Annotated in this window: 15 protein-coding genes; 3 read left to right on the plus strand and 12 right to left on the minus strand. The window is 63.6% G+C overall.

Features of this window, described 5'->3' with window-relative positions; genetic code table 11:
- The first annotated feature begins 35 nt into the window (after nucleotides 1-35).
- Complete coding sequence (locus J3S28_RS22100; RefSeq protein ID WP_372436056.1) at nucleotides 36-1,178, plus strand: GmrSD restriction endonuclease domain-containing protein; 1,143 nt, start codon at nucleotides 36-38, stop codon at nucleotides 1,176-1,178.
- An 18-nt stretch (nucleotides 1,179-1,196) separates the two neighbouring features.
- Here the strand turns inward: J3S28_RS22100 and J3S28_RS22105 are convergent, their stop codons facing one another.
- Nucleotides 1,197-1,463, minus strand: coding sequence for a hypothetical protein (locus J3S28_RS22105; protein WP_207842977.1), 267 nt, complete (start codon nucleotides 1,461-1,463; stop codon nucleotides 1,197-1,199).
- Nucleotides 1,464-1,803: 340 nt separating this feature from the next.
- Here J3S28_RS22105 and J3S28_RS22110 point away from each other — a divergent pair, with 340 nt between their 5' ends.
- On the plus strand, nucleotides 1,804-2,523 hold the full coding sequence (locus J3S28_RS22110; RefSeq protein ID WP_207842978.1) for a hypothetical protein: 720 nt from the start codon (nucleotides 1,804-1,806) through the stop codon (nucleotides 2,521-2,523).
- Nucleotides 2,524-2,548: 25 nt separating this feature from the next.
- Here J3S28_RS22110 and J3S28_RS22115 read toward each other — a convergent pair whose 3' ends face one another.
- The 8 genes from J3S28_RS22115 to J3S28_RS22150 all read right to left on the minus strand — a co-directional run bounded on the left by J3S28_RS22115 (nucleotide 2,549) and on the right by J3S28_RS22150 (nucleotide 9,648).
- Entirely contained in the window at nucleotides 2,549-3,595 is a 1,047-nt protein-coding gene (locus J3S28_RS22115; RefSeq protein WP_207842979.1) for a hypothetical protein, read from the minus strand.
- 36 nt (nucleotides 3,596-3,631) lie between these two features.
- A complete protein-coding gene (locus J3S28_RS22120; protein ID WP_207842980.1) occupies nucleotides 3,632-4,141 on the minus strand; it encodes a hypothetical protein in 510 nt (169 codons plus the stop codon).
- A 49-nt stretch (nucleotides 4,142-4,190) separates the two neighbouring features.
- Nucleotides 4,191-5,279, minus strand: a complete 1,089-nt coding sequence (locus J3S28_RS22125; protein ID WP_237341919.1) for an alpha/beta hydrolase — start codon at nucleotides 5,277-5,279, stop codon at nucleotides 4,191-4,193.
- Between the two features lie 41 nt (nucleotides 5,280-5,320).
- A complete protein-coding gene (locus J3S28_RS22130) occupies nucleotides 5,321-5,884 on the minus strand; it encodes an LppA family lipoprotein (protein ID WP_207842981.1) in 564 nt (187 codons plus the stop codon).
- A gap of 507 nt (nucleotides 5,885-6,391) precedes the next feature.
- Entirely contained in the window at nucleotides 6,392-6,646 is a 255-nt protein-coding gene (locus J3S28_RS28460; RefSeq protein WP_372436057.1) for a LuxR C-terminal-related transcriptional regulator, read from the minus strand.
- Between the two features lie 154 nt (nucleotides 6,647-6,800).
- Entirely contained in the window at nucleotides 6,801-7,835 is a 1,035-nt protein-coding gene (locus tag J3S28_RS22140; protein ID WP_207842982.1) for a DUF8320 family protein, read from the minus strand.
- Nucleotides 7,832-9,043 carry a sensor histidine kinase gene (locus J3S28_RS22145; protein WP_207842983.1) on the minus strand — a complete coding sequence of 404 codons (1,212 nt, stop codon included), beginning with the start codon at nucleotides 9,041-9,043 and terminating at the stop codon, nucleotides 7,832-7,834. Before J3S28_RS22145 ends, J3S28_RS22140 begins: the two co-directional genes overlap by 4 nt.
- Nucleotides 9,010-9,648, minus strand: coding sequence for a response regulator (locus tag J3S28_RS22150; RefSeq protein WP_372436061.1), 639 nt, complete (start codon nucleotides 9,646-9,648; stop codon nucleotides 9,010-9,012). Before J3S28_RS22150 ends, J3S28_RS22145 begins: the two co-directional genes overlap by 34 nt.
- A gap of 394 nt (nucleotides 9,649-10,042) precedes the next feature.
- Between J3S28_RS22150 and J3S28_RS22155 the strand changes: the two genes are divergently transcribed.
- Nucleotides 10,043-12,166, plus strand: a complete 2,124-nt coding sequence (locus tag J3S28_RS22155) for a DUF4190 domain-containing protein (RefSeq protein ID WP_207842987.1) — start codon at nucleotides 10,043-10,045, stop codon at nucleotides 12,164-12,166.
- 38 nt (nucleotides 12,167-12,204) lie between these two features.
- Here J3S28_RS22155 and J3S28_RS22160 read toward each other — a convergent pair whose 3' ends face one another.
- From J3S28_RS22160 to J3S28_RS22170, 3 genes are all read right to left on the minus strand, one after another.
- Nucleotides 12,205-12,348, minus strand: coding sequence for a hypothetical protein (locus J3S28_RS22160; protein WP_207842989.1), 144 nt, complete (start codon nucleotides 12,346-12,348; stop codon nucleotides 12,205-12,207).
- 203 nt (nucleotides 12,349-12,551) lie between these two features.
- Nucleotides 12,552-15,044 carry a VWA domain-containing protein gene (locus J3S28_RS22165; protein ID WP_207842991.1) on the minus strand — a complete coding sequence of 831 codons (2,493 nt, stop codon included), beginning with the start codon at nucleotides 15,042-15,044 and terminating at the stop codon, nucleotides 12,552-12,554.
- Entirely contained in the window at nucleotides 15,044-15,979 is a 936-nt protein-coding gene (locus tag J3S28_RS22170) for a PASTA domain-containing protein (RefSeq protein WP_207842993.1), read from the minus strand. The genes J3S28_RS22165 and J3S28_RS22170 overlap by 1 nt, the downstream gene beginning before the upstream one ends.
- Nucleotides 15,980-16,210 lie beyond the last annotated feature (231 nt).

The following is a 16,210-nucleotide window of genomic DNA, read 5'->3' on the forward strand; positions in this document are numbered from 1 at the left end:
CCTCGCGGCTCACCGTGAAAGGCCACCCCTCCGCCATGCCTGATCCGTTTGCCATGCCCACCAACTGGGACCGCCCACCGACGCCGCAGCCCCCGAAGAAGCGCAGGTGGCCGTGGGTGGCCGGAGGGCTGGTCGCAGTCCTGGTGGCGTTCGGCGCCATTGGCGCGATGACAGAGGACGAGAAGCCGGCCACCGTCGCTGACACAGCACCCGCGCCTGCTAGCACCACCACCATGACGGTCACCGTGCCGCCGACCACCACTGACAAGGTGCTTCCGGTCGCGACGCCCGTCGCGCAGGTGACCGCCGCTCCTGGTGCCAACATCGCAATGACCAAGCTGAACGCGTTGGACGTCAAAGGCCGCGCACCCAAGACCGGGTACGACCGTGCCCAGTTCGGCGAGGCCTGGACCGACGCCGTCTCCGTCGAAGGCGGACGCAACGGCTGCGACACCCGCAACGACATCCTGCGCCGCGACCTGACCCAGATCGCCTTCAAGGCGGGTTCCAACGGATGCGCGGTGCAGACCGGCATTCTTGCCGACCCGTACACCGGCACCTCCATCAACTTTGTCCGTGGCCAGGACACCTCGAGCGCAGTTCAGATCGACCACGTGGTCGCGCTGTCGGATGCGTGGCAAAAGGGCGCCCAGCAGCTCAGCCCCGCCAAGCGCATCGACTTCGCCAATGATCCTCGCAACCTGCAGGCCACCGACGGACCGACCAATCAGCAGAAGAGCGACGGTGACGCCGCGACGTGGTTGCCGCCGAGCAAGTCGTACCGCTGCACGTATGTAGCCCGGCAGGTCGACGTGAAGTCCGCATACCAGCTGTGGGTCACGCAGGCCGAGAAGGACGCCATCGCACGCGTTCTCAGCTCCTGCGGTGCGACGATGCCCGAAGCACCTGCCGTGGCCACAACCGAGACCGCCACCCCGATTCCGAGAACGTCGACTCCGGCACCGGTCCGTCCGGCGAACACGCCTCCCCCGGCACCCGCCTACACCCCTCCACCCGAGCCGGTCTACACCCCGCCGGCCGTCGTCGATTCGCCGTCGGTCTCCTACGCGAACTGTTCTGCGGTACGCGCTGCGGGTGCTGCCCCGATCTACGCGGGCCAGCCCGGGTACAGCAGCAAACTCGACCGCGACGGCGACGGGGTGGCCTGCGAGACGTAGACCCTCTCGGGTTTGCATTCAGCGAGCCACCGACAGTGCGGCTACGACGATTCCGATGGCAATGACCCCCACTGCCACCGGGTCGCCGTCAAAGGTGCGGTAGCCCCACACTCCCGCACCGATGCAACACAGGCATCCGATCATCAGGGCGAACGCCCACAGCACCGGCACAAATGAGATCACAAGCCAGATGACGGCGATGGCTGCCATCCCCAAGATCACTCCAGCTACGAACCGCACCACGTCCGACACTCCCGAACGACTCAACTCAGTGTCCACTGCCACCCCCGACAACTTGGACGTCAGAAGTGAGCAGCGGGTTCCACACGCGGGTCAGCTATTTCGGGGCGGATCAGTGGCACGATAGCTGTGTCCAGCCGGCCTACCGCGGCGACACTGATGTCACCGCGGCGGAGACGTCGCGGCGTGTCGGCAACGACCATTGGTGTGAGAGGACCGGCAACAGTCGACTCCTGGGTCCGTGGTCAGGACGAAACCCACCCACCAAGCGCCGCCTTCGAAAAGTTCATACGAACGTCCGACAGCAAATCATGTGTTCGGGCTCTGCCGCTAGCCGACTCCTTCAGATGCACTGAGCGATACCGCCTCGCATCAAGGAGAACTGATGAACCTTGCACGAAAACTGGCCGCGATATTATGTGTTGCGGCGTTCACCGCGGTGGGTGCGGGATGCGGCAACGACGACTACGAAACCAGCGGCAGCAACAGATCGTTCACGCTTCCCACAACCAGCACCACGACAGCAACCGCAGCCACCACCACGTCGTCGGCGGTCGCGCCGATTGTGACAGGACCGACCGACTGCGGTCCGCTACCGGACAACCCCGCGCTGCGAGTCGTCACATCCGGCGAAATGGTCTGCGGCTTGGCTGTTCCACTCATCGTGCGGTACCTCGACGACCCACGCACCCAACGCGGCGACAAGGGCGCGCAGATGGGTGATTGGGAATGCGGGATTCTGGGAGCAGCCGAGGAGGAGCGGCGGGGGTACGTGGTCGACTGTCTCGGCCCAAACGGAGGCACGGTCAGGGTGGTGACACCCGGCAATGCACCTCAGGAACCTGCCGCTCCCAGCCCCACACCGCAACCCGCGGTCTGCACCGCCTCAGTGGAAGGGCAGACCGGAACGGTGACAATCATGGGCGGGGGTCTCACCTGCGCGTTCGCTCAGGCGGTGATCGCCGATCGCAACGGAAAGATCGGTTATTTCGGCAATCCCGACGGATCCGGACCGGGTTGGGCCTGCGGCAGCGGAGACATCCTCGCCGAGTACGAATGCTATTCCACCGGTGGTCCTGAGCGTTTCAAGTGGGAATCGAACTAGTCAGTGCTGATTGATCACGCCGCGCTCATCGCTGACAACCCCCGGCGTCGAGGGTTTGTGCGTTGCAGACGGCGAACGAGTGCGGTCCGCTGGTGGTCTTGAGGCCTGTCATGGTCATCTCGCCGCTGTTCACGGTTCCGGTCACCACGTCGCCAGGCCCCATGACGTATTCCATGGAGCCCGACGACGCGGTCCGGCCCGTGATAGTCATGTCTACTCTCGAAGGTGAGCCGGTCCAGGTGATCGCGTAGGTCACCGAGTTCATTGCACCGCTGTTCAAGTGGAACTCGCCGGAGCCGCCGGGGTTCAACGTGACCTTCGCACCCTTGCGCTGCCAGATCCCGGTATGTTCACTGCCTCCGGCTGGTTCCGGCACCCCTGTGTGCGGAACCGCGGGTGCTGACCGCGCCGATTCGTCGAGGTTGCTTTCCGACAGGGTGAACCCCGTGCCTGCGGTGTCGTCAGAGCATGCGATGGTGGCGGCGTCTATTCCGGTGCAGGTAATGGATCCGACGCGATTCACCTGGCCCGCAGCGAGAACCGGGAAGTCGTCAGACGGATAGTTCCGCCATGGTTGGCCACCGGTACACAGTGTTCGAACCACGGTGCCGCCGGGAGTGATTGCAACCCCGCCCTGTCTGGTCGGCAGGTTCGACGGACAGGGTGCGACTTGCACCCCCGGTCCGGTGTAGTCGAAGGCCAGGCAGGCAACGGCGGGCGGATCTGGCGATCCGCCCCACGTGCCCGCCGGCTGCGTCCCGATCTCGCAGACCACTTCGCCGTCCGCCGATTGGAAGCTCGGATTACTGCTGGCCGGAACCGCCGGCGCTGGCGCAGGACTCTGAACGGCCGGGACTGACGTGGTGCCGGCGGTCTCGGTCACCGTCGTGGTCGACGATGCTGCTGCGTCGGCGGTGTCGTCCGACCGATCGAGGATTATGAACGCGGCAACGGCACCCGTGAGCAGGATCAGAACGATCGCAATGATCGCGAGGATGAGGACGGTTCGCGAGTTGGCGGAAGGGCTCCCGTGCGTGTGTCTCGGAGAGGGTTGTCCTGACGGCTTGGTCATCGATGAGCGCCAACTATTCCGTTGCGGCGCTTAGTGTCAGGCACGAGGCGGGAAAGATGGCTGCTGCGGAGGCACCCAACCCCCGGTGGGCGGTTCCTGCACCCAGAGCGGCCAACCGGGCGGGGGCTCCGGCCAGGTGGCGTCAGGTGCCCAGCCCGGACCGGGTGTCCAGCCCGCGGGTGCGGGTGGCCAGTTCGGTGGTGGGTTGAAGCGCATCGCGGGTCCCGGCGGCGGGCCGGCCTGTGGATACGGCTGCCGTAAACCGGCCAGTGCGCTACGCACTGCGGGTGGCCATCCGGCGTTGGTCTTGCGAGCCCAGAACTCGATGGCACCGAAGATCAGCGCGAAGATGAACCAAGGCAGTGCTTTTCCGATCTGGCTGCCGAAGTTGTCGGACGATTCGGTGCTCGACTCCCCCGTCGAGTAGTTGACCGAGTACTCCGTCGACGACTCCACACCTTGAACCACGAAGATGTAGAACACGGGAAGCATGAACAACACCGCCAAAGCTCCCGCAACGTGCTGCGGTTTGAGCTGAAATCGCATGCGTCTGAGCGTAAAGCGCACGTGGTGCGCGGCCAATCGTACGATCAGATCACAGACTATCCTCGCAAGGGCTCCATACCGGTGCAAAGACGTACCGCAGTTCCTTGAGATATTCGTAATCAGCGCCGATTGGACCGATTGGGTCACCGCGGCACAGCCAGCTGCGGTAGCCCAGCGAGTACGAGCGCAAGGTTGTAGCCCGGGTCCTCAATTCACCATTCGAGCCGTCTCGGCCATACTCGGCATGACTCCGAGATGCATCGTGCCGCGTCCCATCTGGAGCTACGTACTCACCTGTAGCCAGCTGAACCAGCCGCGTCTCAGTCGGATTCGGTCCGTTGAAATCAACAACACCCCTCGACTTGACGAACCGTATGTCGTCGTCGGAACCCTCCATGACGAACCCATGTCCCTGCCGCAGCCCGAGCTCTGGCTCGTCCTCTGCCGCGAAACCGGGCGATCCGTAGAATACGGCGTCATCTACCGTGTGAGGACCATCCTGTAGGGCGAGCCCCTGTGTGACGGACCCGTAGGAATGTCCGAATGCAACAATGTGCGGATCATCCTTTGTCGAGGCGACGTCGAGGGTGCGATAGAACTCGTTGAGGTCATCGGCGCCGTCTTTTGCCCTATCTTGCTGTCCCGCTTCTGTAAATTCGTAGAACGGAGGACGACTGCCGTCGCCACTCGGCGGTTCGTAGCCCAACCACGATATTGTCGATACGGTGTCGTCTTTTCGTCCATCCAAATCCAATTGTTTCAGTGTTTCTTCGCGCAGAGCTTCGTGCTTTGCGCCGGTTTCGCCGGCTTGATCTATGGTTGTGGCGTCTCCGGCGGTGATGATGCCTTCGCGAATCGCAGTGAAGATTCGTTTTGCATCCGAATCGATGTTCGCTGCCTGTGCGGCAGACGGTTCGACAGCGAGCTGTCGGGCAGCATCGAGTACGGCGGCCTCATCCAGGAGACTATCTGCGGTCAAACGGTGAAGCTCACGGCCGGCGTTCGCACCTTCACCGAACCAACCCGGAAGCGGACCGGCCACCCGCAGACCGGTCTCGACCTCTGACATCGCTGTTGTGCGTTTACCGAGCGAATCGGCCAGTGTATCCAATGCGCCTGTATCCCAACGGTCAATCATTGTCAGATCCACTGTTGCCCCCCCGGGACCTAGTCGCCTACTTAGCTGTCACGCCGGTCTTCTAACCTGCACGGCGTCGTCATCGAAATGAGAGCGGCTTTGCGACTACCGAAGGTCAACGATGCCCCGTCGGCGCCATTGAGCATTACATCGTGGTTGTCGGGTTGGTCCTGACGGACTGTCAGTTTCGCTAGCCCACCCTCGGCCGCGATCGTCTGCGCCGCAACCAAGGCCGGCGCCCATTTATCTGAAGGAATCGGAACGTCTGAAACCAACATGGTCGTGGAGATCACGAACCCTTCACTGCCCGCCAACTCACCTGGGCATGACATCTTTCCGACACGTTGCCCCTCTTCCCAGATCAATTCGGGTACCACCTCCGTGACGGCAGCGGCGATCCGCGAGGTGAGGGCCACGTACTGGACGGTGACCTGCTCGAGATTAGGCAAACTCTCGAGTCGTAGGTTCAGTTCTGCGTTACGGTCTGCGGAAACAGCCGATTCTTTTTCCCCGGTCACCGGCTCCCCCGCAGGACAACCAGCCAGCGCGAACATCGCAATCAGCAGGACGGCAACCACTCGCGCTCTGCCTGCGCAACGTTTCACCAGTTCCCCCAAACTGTCTTCAGGACGATAACTTATCCAGGAGCCAGTCGGAACTACGCATCGAATGCGCAGATCAGAAGCTGCGATCAGGCTATCGCCGAATGTTCCGGCGGATTCTCGGAACTGGCGAAGTCTGGCTTCGACGGATTTGTGGACGATCTCGGCTCACGCCGCGCCGCCCTGTTCAGCAAACTCGAATCGATCGAAGACCTCACTCGTTCTGCCGCTAATCGGTACTCCGCGCAGGACCTCGGCTCGTCCAAATCGATCGAATCTACGACTGCGACTACAACCAATTCGTCACGACTGAATCTCTAAACCTAGTCTGCTGCCGAATACATCGTCGATGTCACTACTTCCCATCGACGGAATCGCACGCAGAGTTGTCAGGCTCTCACAGGAATTGCGAATGTGATTGGCAGACGACTACGGCCATGCCGCGATCCGGCAGAAGCGTCCGTCGCGACCCGCTCGAACGAGGTCAGGTGGGTCTGCGATGGAACAAGGTCAGAGCTCGTCGACCCCGATCAACCCATCCTGCAGCGCCCTCGCGAGCAGCGACGCCTTCGTTGCCGCCGGTCGGCCGACCGCGTCATACTTGTCGCGAATCCGGGTGATGTGCGTGCTGACCGTCGCCCCGCTGATGTACAGAGCGCGGGCGGTGGCTTCTTTCGAGTCGCAAATCAACCAGGTGCGCAGAACTTCGACCTCCCTGGCACTCAGTGTGGGGACGGCCGCGGGGTCGGCAACAGCTTGGGTCATCGTGTGCACAGTGGTCCGATCGTGTTCGTCGACAGCCGCCAGATCGACTATCGGTCTGATCTCGAAGTTATTGCCATTTGCCGGCATCCGATAGACGGGCACTCGGGGGCCACCCGAGCTGGGGGCACCGTTAGCGGCGGCAACAAGAAGCAGACTAGTTCTGAACTTCGGCACCCTCGTGATCGAAAGTGATACGACGCGTTCCGATGCTGTCGTGGATGTAAATCGATGCCAGTGCCGCGCGGCCGGGTGGGAGCACTCGAACACAGACGTCGCCGTTCTCCGCGGCGCTGAGAGTCTCGGCGATTCTGGCACGAACCGCGCCCTTGACGTCCTCCGGCGTCGCATCCATGCCGCGGTCATCAATGAGAACGACCTCGACCCCGCGGGTTCTCGCCACCCGGGCTGCGACATCGATGTCTGGGGTGGTCAGCGCGGGCGCCCGAAGCCGGTCACGCAGATTCGCCTCCACCAATTCGAAGGTCTCGGACTCCTCGGCGGTGAACTGTTCGGCGGTTGCGATGCGTTCCAGCAGAGGACGCGCTACTTCGTCGAGTTGACGCAGCCGAGCGTCGCGCTCCTCTGCTGCCGCTTGGGCCGCCGACAGCGCCGAGATGCGTGCGGTGGCGGCGTCACGCAGCGCGAAGACCGCTTTTCCGCTGGGGCGCAGTGTGAATGAGAGCAGCGTGGCCATCGCCAGCGGCCCGCCATCGATGGCGACCATGACCGCGCCGAACACGAATCCCTGGTCTGTCAACGCGCCCCACAGTCCATAGACCACAGCCATGGCAAACAGCCCCCACCACGCGCTGATCCACCGCCCCCGCACCGACATGAAACACAGGATCGTGGTGCCGGCTCCGTGGGTCCACGCCTGCAGCGGAACCTCGAGCGGCACGGGCATGACCCACAGCATCAGGGCCGAGGCGATCGCACCGGCCGAGGCCATGCAGATCGTTGCGGGTACGGGCAGCGGATCGCCGGGGACGGTGATGAGTCCGATGGTCCCGGCAGCCAGTACGACGAGCCCAAGCGCGATCGGCCAGAACGTCGTTATCCCCTGCCGTGTTTCGAAAGCGACGATCGTGATGGCGACGATATACACCGCGACAACACCTTTGGCTGCTGGAGTGTGCATGCCCAGGATCGCCGTGATGTCGCGAGGCGCCTCGCGACTGGTGGTGGTCATCGGGACCGCGTCCAGGAGATGCCTATCCGGGTTCCGCGTCCGGGGTGGGAGTCGACCGTCGCACTTCCCCCGTCGAGTACGGCGAGACGCCCCCGGATGCTCACTGCAATTCCCAGGCGCTGCGGTGGCACGCTGCGGGGGTCGAACCCGACACCGTCGTCGAGGACGTCGACGCGAAGCGAGTCGGCCTCGAGGACGGCCACGACCACTCGGCTGGCGTTGTCGCCGGCGTGGTGGACGCTGTTGCGGACCGCTTCTGAGGTGGCCGCCGCGATAGTGAGAACCACCTCCAGCGGATACGACTCCGCGTCGTCGGAGCGAGTGACATCCAGGGTCACAGTCGGATCGGCGTCAACGACCGCACCACGCAACTGAGCGACCGTCGCATTCGCCGACGGGGCATCCTCCCCAGACGGTTGGCCGTCATAGTTGTCCATGTCGGCCATGGTGCGTTCGGCTTGCTGCGCCAACCGCTCGGAGGCGCCCTGGCGTGAGGCGCCGAGCAAAGTCGACATCACGCCGTCGTGGGTGAGGGCATCGAACCGTGTTCGCTCCAACGCCCTCGCCTGCGTCGCCGCGGCCTGGGCTGCGGCGGCGTAGGCCGATTCCCTGGTGGCATCGAGGATCCCCGCAGTACGGATACCCATCACCGCCGCGGCGAACGGAATCATGCAGAAGGCGAAGGCCCAGGCGATCTCTGGCAACACCGGTCCGTTGAACTCCGGCGCCCGCACCTCGTGGTTGATCGTCTGAACGACGACGGTGACGCCCGCGAGATAGGCGAACGCCCAACGCGCCCGCCACGCAGCCGCCGCGACGATCGCAGGCAGTCCACTGAATTGGGAAAACCACATGCCACGCTCGCTGGCGATCAGTCCGCCATCCCACGCCAGCGGCCACAACGCCAAGGCGATCACGTATCCGATCGCTACGATCGCCGCCGTTCTCCGCAGGGTCGCAGTGCTGCTCCGGAGGGCGAAAGCCCCCATGGCCAGGCCCGTCCCGAAGATCAGAATAAGCGCAGTAATCGTCCACCAGGCGGCCATGACACCCAGTGACTGGCCTATGTTGCCGACGACCAACACCAGATAGAACAGGTAGCCGCCGCCCACGAACAGCGAGAACAGCTGAAGGATGCGGTGACCGGCCGGCTGCGCATCGTCGCCGGTCTCGACTACCGACGGAAACGACGCGGAAGCGGTAACCATCCGTCCTCAATTGCTCGTTTGTACAGGTCTGTCTTTGTCGGTGCCGGCCTGCCGGCATCGCGGTACTTGCGCCGAATGCGGTCGACGTAGTCGCTGACAGTATCTGCCGACAAGCCTGTTTCTTTCGCCACCCGCGCGGTCGGTTCGCCTGATGCGTACAACTCCAGCACCTGACGAAGCCGCGGCGACAGATCGACGAATCCCGGATCGGAATCCAGCGCGGCGGCCCAATCCACCGATGCCACTTGCCGTCCGGAACCGGCGACTCGGATAGCTTCTTGGATCTCGGCCTTGCGAGCCGATTTCCGGATGACCCCGAGTACACCCGCCGCCGCGGCTTCCCGTACCAGAAAGGGCTCATCGCCCGACGTGTAAACGAGGGACTCGATCCGCTCCTTGCGCAGTCGCGTCACATTGGAATGCGGCGACGATCCATCCGCCAACCTCAGGTCCAGTACCGCCAGATCCATGCGATCGACCCTCTGCAACAACTGCTCCACCGTCTCCGCACCCCCGACGAAGGTCATGTTGTCGCCCTCCTCGATGATCGTGCGCAGCCCTTCGACGACCGACTCATGGTCGTCGATCACACCCACCCGAAGAATTCCACGACCGCTCACCGAGCAAGCCGCCCATCACAATGCATGCGCACATTCTGACCTACAGCCTCAGAAAACGCGCTATTTGGCCGCAATAGCGTTCACTGTCCAGGTTTTCACCTGTGCCGGAGGGACTATTACAGGCTCGCACGATCTCTCGTCGCGTTGTGTAATGCGAACATATGGAACTCGAAGCCCGCTACTCACGTGCTCGGGGGCCGAACTCAGTGACGCCGGACCATTCGTATGTTCGTACTACACAAAGCCATACGTTCGGAGTACGAATAGCCGTGGCCTTCTCTGAGACCATGCAACCACCGGCGCCGTGCCGGATTGTGGCTCAGCTCAGGTAGGTGCGATGAATCCGGGTCGTGGTGTCGAACGATTGATGTTTCGAGGCATGAGCGGTGATCTGATTCGGGGGCCGGGTTTCGCGCACCTGCGGGCCACCCAGGCCGACATCTTCGTCTGCTTCTCCTACGCCGCGGTCTTCGTCGTGAGCATCATTCTCAATCTCACGACGTCCTCGTTCGCGATCACCTTGATCCTCTATGGTCTGTGGACCCTGTTGGGTTACGTCTTCATCGCGCTCGGAACCAAACTCGCCCACAACTTCGCGACGTGGGGCATCGCGTTGGTGGCCACGCTGATGTCCCTGGGTGGCGTCTGGGGGTCAATCGCACGACTGTCCACTGACCAAGCCGCCACGAGATGGACCGGTGAGCACCTCGAAAGTCCCGTCGTCCTCGCACTGCAACTGCTCATCTTCGTGGCACTCGTTGCCGCGTACGGATTCATCACTGTCGTGATGGCACGATTCGTCGTTCGGATGTCGAGCACCGTCACGTTCGCGCCTGCGCCGCCGGGCTCTCCATATTTCCCCCCGCCTGTCCCCCAGCAGCAACACGCCCCGGCGCCGAGTCCGCCTGACTCGTTCGCGCCCCCTTCGGCCGCACCGCCTGCAGCGAGCCCAGGGGGCGATCCATCGCCGTTCAGCCTGCTGAAATCGTCACCGCCACAATCACCTCCCGCCGCACAACCGGGTCAACCAGTTGCCCCGCAGAACCGCGCGGCCGAATCGCCCACCCGCACAATGGTGGTTCCTTCGCTACCGCAGCCGAGGACACCCGTCGAGGGTGGCGTACCGCCGCGCGCAGAGTCGGCGTCGCCAGTGCACGAAGCACCGAACAACCCGCCCGGCCAGGCCCCGATCCCTTTCCACCAGGCACCGCCGCCACCGATCTGGCCATCGCAGCCGCCAACCGGTTGGCAACAACAGCCTCCTGGGTCGACCGCCACCCCCAACAGCTTTCTCGGGGCACTCGCCAGTGCCGCGTTTCTGCTCCCTGTCATAGGCTTGTACTGGATCAACGACACTGCGTCGCAGCATCTGGCAGGGACTGCACAAGACGTATTCGGGCCACTGCTCTGGTCGCTCCCGACCTTGGTGTTGGTCGTCGCTGTTCTTGTACGAGCCCGACCGGGCCGTCGACTCGCTGCCACTCTCATCGCGGTTCTCACCCTGGCGATCATGATCGGGATGAACTATCTCCTCATTTTCGCGGACCTCTCGTCAATCGGTTACGACGTGTGGCTTTACGCGATGGCAGTCGTACCACCCGTAGGTGCGGTGACCGCATGGGGCATTGCTCGGCGCCGGGGCGCGCTCTGGTTGCTGGCCGTTCCACTCTCGACGGGCGCATCTGCCCTGTGGACCTGGATCATCTGGATTTCAGAAGAGGGCAGCAATTGGGCCTATCCGATGCTTCGGCACTGGTGGGGATTCGCCATCTCTGATCTCTGGCCGGTGATGGTGGGAATTCTGCTCGCCTGGATTCTCGATGCGAGCACCCGTTCGCGACCTGACGCGGCCTTTCAGACCGGCGGATACTTCCATACGTCGCCCCGCAGTTATTCCGGCCCTGGGCAACTCGCACCTTCAGGCCCGATCGCCGCCGGCGGCCTGTATCCCCAGGCACCACCCTCAGAGGGAAGCAACCCGCTGGCCATCTCGGCGCTGTTCAGCAGCTTCGTGTTCGCACCACTCGGTGTCGTGTTCGGCCACCTCGCGATCCATCAGATCGCGAGGACCGGTCAACGCGGTCGTGGACTCGCCGTCAGCGGGTTGGTCATCGGGTACACGTTGACTGCGATTGCGGTGGCGACGTGGATCGTTCTCATCGCAGCGTTCAATTCGGCCACTGAAAGTTCTGCGAGCGCGGACTACGAGACGTCAACTCCTACCACGACGGTGTACACCCCGCCGCTGACGACAGCAGTCGGTACCTCTGCGGTGATCCGAAATGCGGAGGTCGGAGATTGTTTGCACGTCGAGTATCTCGGAACGACGAACACAGACGGCTCGCGCGCACTCAAGGCGACAACGGCCACGTGTTCGACCAGTTACGCCACCAACAAAGTCTCGAGTATCACCAACGATTCGTCAACGTGCCCGGGGCAATGGATCCGAACGGGCAGCGGCAGTGACGTGGTGGTGCTGTGCCTTCTCCAAGGCGGCTGGTAGCTCGAACTGACAGCAGATCCTGGCCCTCGTGGTGAGAATCAGCTGGACTCCCACTTGAACCGCTCTGGGCCTGCCGTTGAGTAGCACTCGTAGTCGGCGAGGATGTCGCCGCTGCCGCATGCCCAGGATTGCCCGTTCGGACCGTTGAAGTACCCGATGTCGCCGCCCCGTTCGGCGATCATCGCTTTCGCGAAGATGCAGTCCGGGATTCGATCTGAGGGCCTTGAGGGTTTCCAGGGCAGCGGCCTGAGCGTCTGCGATCAACCCTTCCTGTCATTTCGCCATGTCACCCAGCAATTCTGCTGTACTCGGCGAAGCCGACGCTGGGAACCCGGGCGATGACGTCCGCGTAGTCTCAGCACCCCTGCGCGTGACCGTACACCGTTCACCGGAACCGCCTCGCCCGCCACAGCGCCACCAGGGCGCCGAGAACGCAGAGACCGGTTGCTGCGGCCAGGCCCCAATACCACCAGGGCATCGGTGCTTTCACGCGGATCTCGATGTCGTTGGTCCATGGCTGTCCGTCCGCACCGGTACTGCTGATCGTGAGGTGGTGGACCCCGGACGGGGTGTTTTCCGGGATGACGATGGTCGCGGCGGCACTGCCGTCTTCGGCGGTATAGCCCGTGGCGAGCAGCTGGGGTTCTGATCGGAAGAGCCACCGGATTGGCCGGAAACGGCCGAGGGTGGCCTCCTTGATCACGGTTTCGACAACGTCGCCTGCCACCACGATCGTGTTCCGCGCCGTCTCATTGGTCGAGACGTCCATTCGTTGATCAGGTTCCTGATGGCCACCGGACAGGTTGAAGGTGGGCTTGGGCACGCTGTCGTAGGCCGGACGTTTGGTGAGCTCAGGCTGGGTTGACCAGGACACGATGCTTGCCGCCAATGCGCCGTGACCGTTGACATTCGGGTGCACCAACTCGTTGAGACGTCCGTTGGCCGAGGAGGTGATGAAGGCTCCGACACCGAACTCGGCAACCTCGGTCATTTCGTCCAAGCTCGGTGGGTTCGCGTACGGGTCGCTGTCACAGATGGTGTGGTCGGGCATGAACGCGTTGGCGGTGCTGCCGGCGAAGTAGACCTCGGAACCTTTGTCCCAGGCCTCGTTCACCTCGTCGCGAATTTTCGTGTTGAGTGCCCGGACGGTTTCGTTGATGTAGGTCAGTTCGCCGTAGTCCAGTCCGATCTGGGTGCATCCTCGCGCCCGCGAGCTCGGCGGGGTCACCTCCGGATAGGCGACCACGATCACCGGTGCGACGGCACCCTTGCGGGCGTTCCTCTTTCCGTCGCTGTTCGCGGTCCGGAAGATGTTGGTGTAGTACCGATCGAGCCCGTTGAGCACCACCATGCCATCGTTGACCGACGTGCGGATCTCCTCGTCCTCGTCGCATCCCGGCGCACCCGGCACGGGAAGCGAGGTGATGCAGCTCGTGGCAAGGGGCCCGAAGCCGATGTCGTTGCCGCCCATGGTCATGAACACCGCGGAGGGAGCTTTCGCCTTGTCCAGCATCTGGATCTGCCCCTTGCTGGTACGCCAAGGTTCTTTGTCGGAGAGTTGGGGCGAGATGAGATCGACCATGATCGCACCGCTGCAGGCGATGTTGGTCACGTTCTTGTTCTTTGCCGTCGTCATCAACTGGCTCACGTACTGCGTGTCCGAGCGGTGGCACAGCTCGCTGTGATCGTCGTCCTTACTCAGGTACTGGCGAGTGCCCTCCCCCGAGGAGAACGAGTCGCCCATCACCAGCGCGGGGTGATCGGAGTTTGTAATGCCCTTCAGCAGGTCCCCTCCTGCGGCGGCCTCGAGGTCGTCGGTGACCGTGATGGTGCCGCTCTTGCGCACCGGCAACGTGGTGGCACCCCAGGCGCCCACCGACCAGTTCATGGTGCCCGCGACACCGCGGGCAGTGGTGGACACGTCCCAGGACCGGGTAGCGGTGGCACCCGGAGCCAGTGTGCCCAAGCGGAATCTCGGCGGGATCACCGCAGGCAGAATGCCTTTGCCGTCGTCGCCGAACTTGAACTGCAAGCCGACCATGACGTCTTCGATCGTCTGCGCCGACGTGTTGGTGACCACCGCGGACAGCGTCGTCATACCGCCCGACGGGGCGGTGGCCGCCGCGGTCACCGCAACGTCGATCGCCGGCACCGACAGTTCACTGAGTTTGGCGCTCAGCTCGTCGCTGTCGGCGACGTCGTAGTACGCACCTTGCGTTGCTTCGGCAATGCATTCGAGCTCTTCTCGACCGGCGTCGGAGATCTGGAATCCCATGGCCTGCACGGTGATGTCGAAACCTTCCGCGGAGATAGTCTTCGCGACATCGCAAGGGTCGGTGTCACAGTTACTCTCGCCGTCGGAGACCAGCACGAATGTAGCTGCGGTGCGGCCCTGGTCGCGGACCGCATCCGCCGCCGATCGCAGGGCATCGCCCGTGGGGGTGCCTCCGTTGGCGGACAGACCGTCGATCGTCGCCGACAGCGTCGAGGGGTCCGCCACATTCTGCAGTCCCGATCCGTACACGAAGCCGCCCGGCGAACACGAGTCCGCCGCGGTCGGGTACGTCCACAATCCCATCTCGGTGTTGGGTGGCTGCCGATCGACGAGTGCCTTGAGCGAGCGCTTGGCGCCCGACAGTTTCACAGTTCCGGCGCCGTCGGTCTCCGTCATCGAACTCGACAGGTCGAACACGATGACGATGGGCACCGGACCGCTCGACACAGGAGCGGGTGACGAATCCGGGGCCGCCGACGCGGTCGGCACACCGCCGAACATCGACGGATAGGGCCCGGACATGCCGACGAGGACCGCGAACACCAAGAGCAGAGTGAGTGCGCGGACCCGAGGCCGTCCCCGACCTACGGCGCTCAGTGCCATCAGTTCTCTCGTATCCGGGCCATGGCATCAGTGCTCCCGACCACTCTCGCATCGCCGAGCACGGCCTGCGGCGTGTCTTCGCCGCCCACCTCGGACACCACTACGCTGATCCGCAGCGCGCCACTGATCGGAGCGTTCAGCGGCACCGTTGTGCCATACGCTGCGACAACGGACGACACCAGACGTCCGTCGGCGAAGATATCCACCTTGGCCCGCCCGTCGGCATCCTCGTCATCGGCGATCCCAACCGTGGCTGTCAGCTGATCTGCGGCCCGTTTGGTCACCCACTCATACTTGTTCGCCTCGCGGGAACCGGCGGTGCACGAGAGGGAATTCTGAAAGTCTTTGCCATTGAGCGAGACTGCACCGGTGGAACATCCGCTGCTCACGGCATCGAGGTTGCCCAAGTACACCGAGGAGCCTGGTTCTGCGACGACCAGGATCACCTCGTCGGGCAACGGCTCTCCGGTTGCCGGCGTAGACGCGACGACGTTCCCTGCGGTGGCACCGGCCTGATATCGCTGCTGGATCTCCACTTGAGCACCGAGCTTCTGCAACTCGACCGACAGCTGCTGCCCGTTCATGTTCGCGATGTCTGGCATACGGGCCTCGGCCGCCAAGACCAGCTGTACGCCTTCTGGATTCGCGGTACCGGAAGCGGGAGACTGGTCGAATACACTGCCTTCGGCACCGGCAGCTGGTTCGGTGGTCGTGGTGACGTCACCCGCGGGAATTCCGGCATCGATCAATAGCTGCCGCGCGGCGGCCTCGTCGAGTCCACGGACGTCCGGCATCAACACCTCGGCGTTCTCCTGATATGCCGGTACCGGGGCCGTGATGATGGTGGGCGCCGGGAGGGACTGCCGACTCGCCCACTCGTTCTGGGCGTAGTACCCGAGCGTGGTCCCAGCACCGACAAGCGCTACGACGGTCAACAGAACTGCGGCAGCGATCCACAACCGACGTTTGGCTTTCGATGGACGCGAAGTTTGTTCAATGCCGTCTGGGTCACCGGAGACGGTTGGTGGAGTCGCGATGTGCGCGGCCGCGGCCTTCGCCTCTTTGGCCTGGCGGCGACGTTCCTTGCGCGAAGGACGGTCGGGGGCCGGCGGCGGAAACGGATGGCCCTGGGGTGGGAACGGTTGCGAGGGCTGCGAGGGTGAAAA

The organism is Williamsia soli, assembly GCF_017377795.1.
Taxonomy (GTDB): domain Bacteria; phylum Actinomycetota; class Actinomycetes; order Mycobacteriales; family Mycobacteriaceae; genus Williamsia; species Williamsia soli.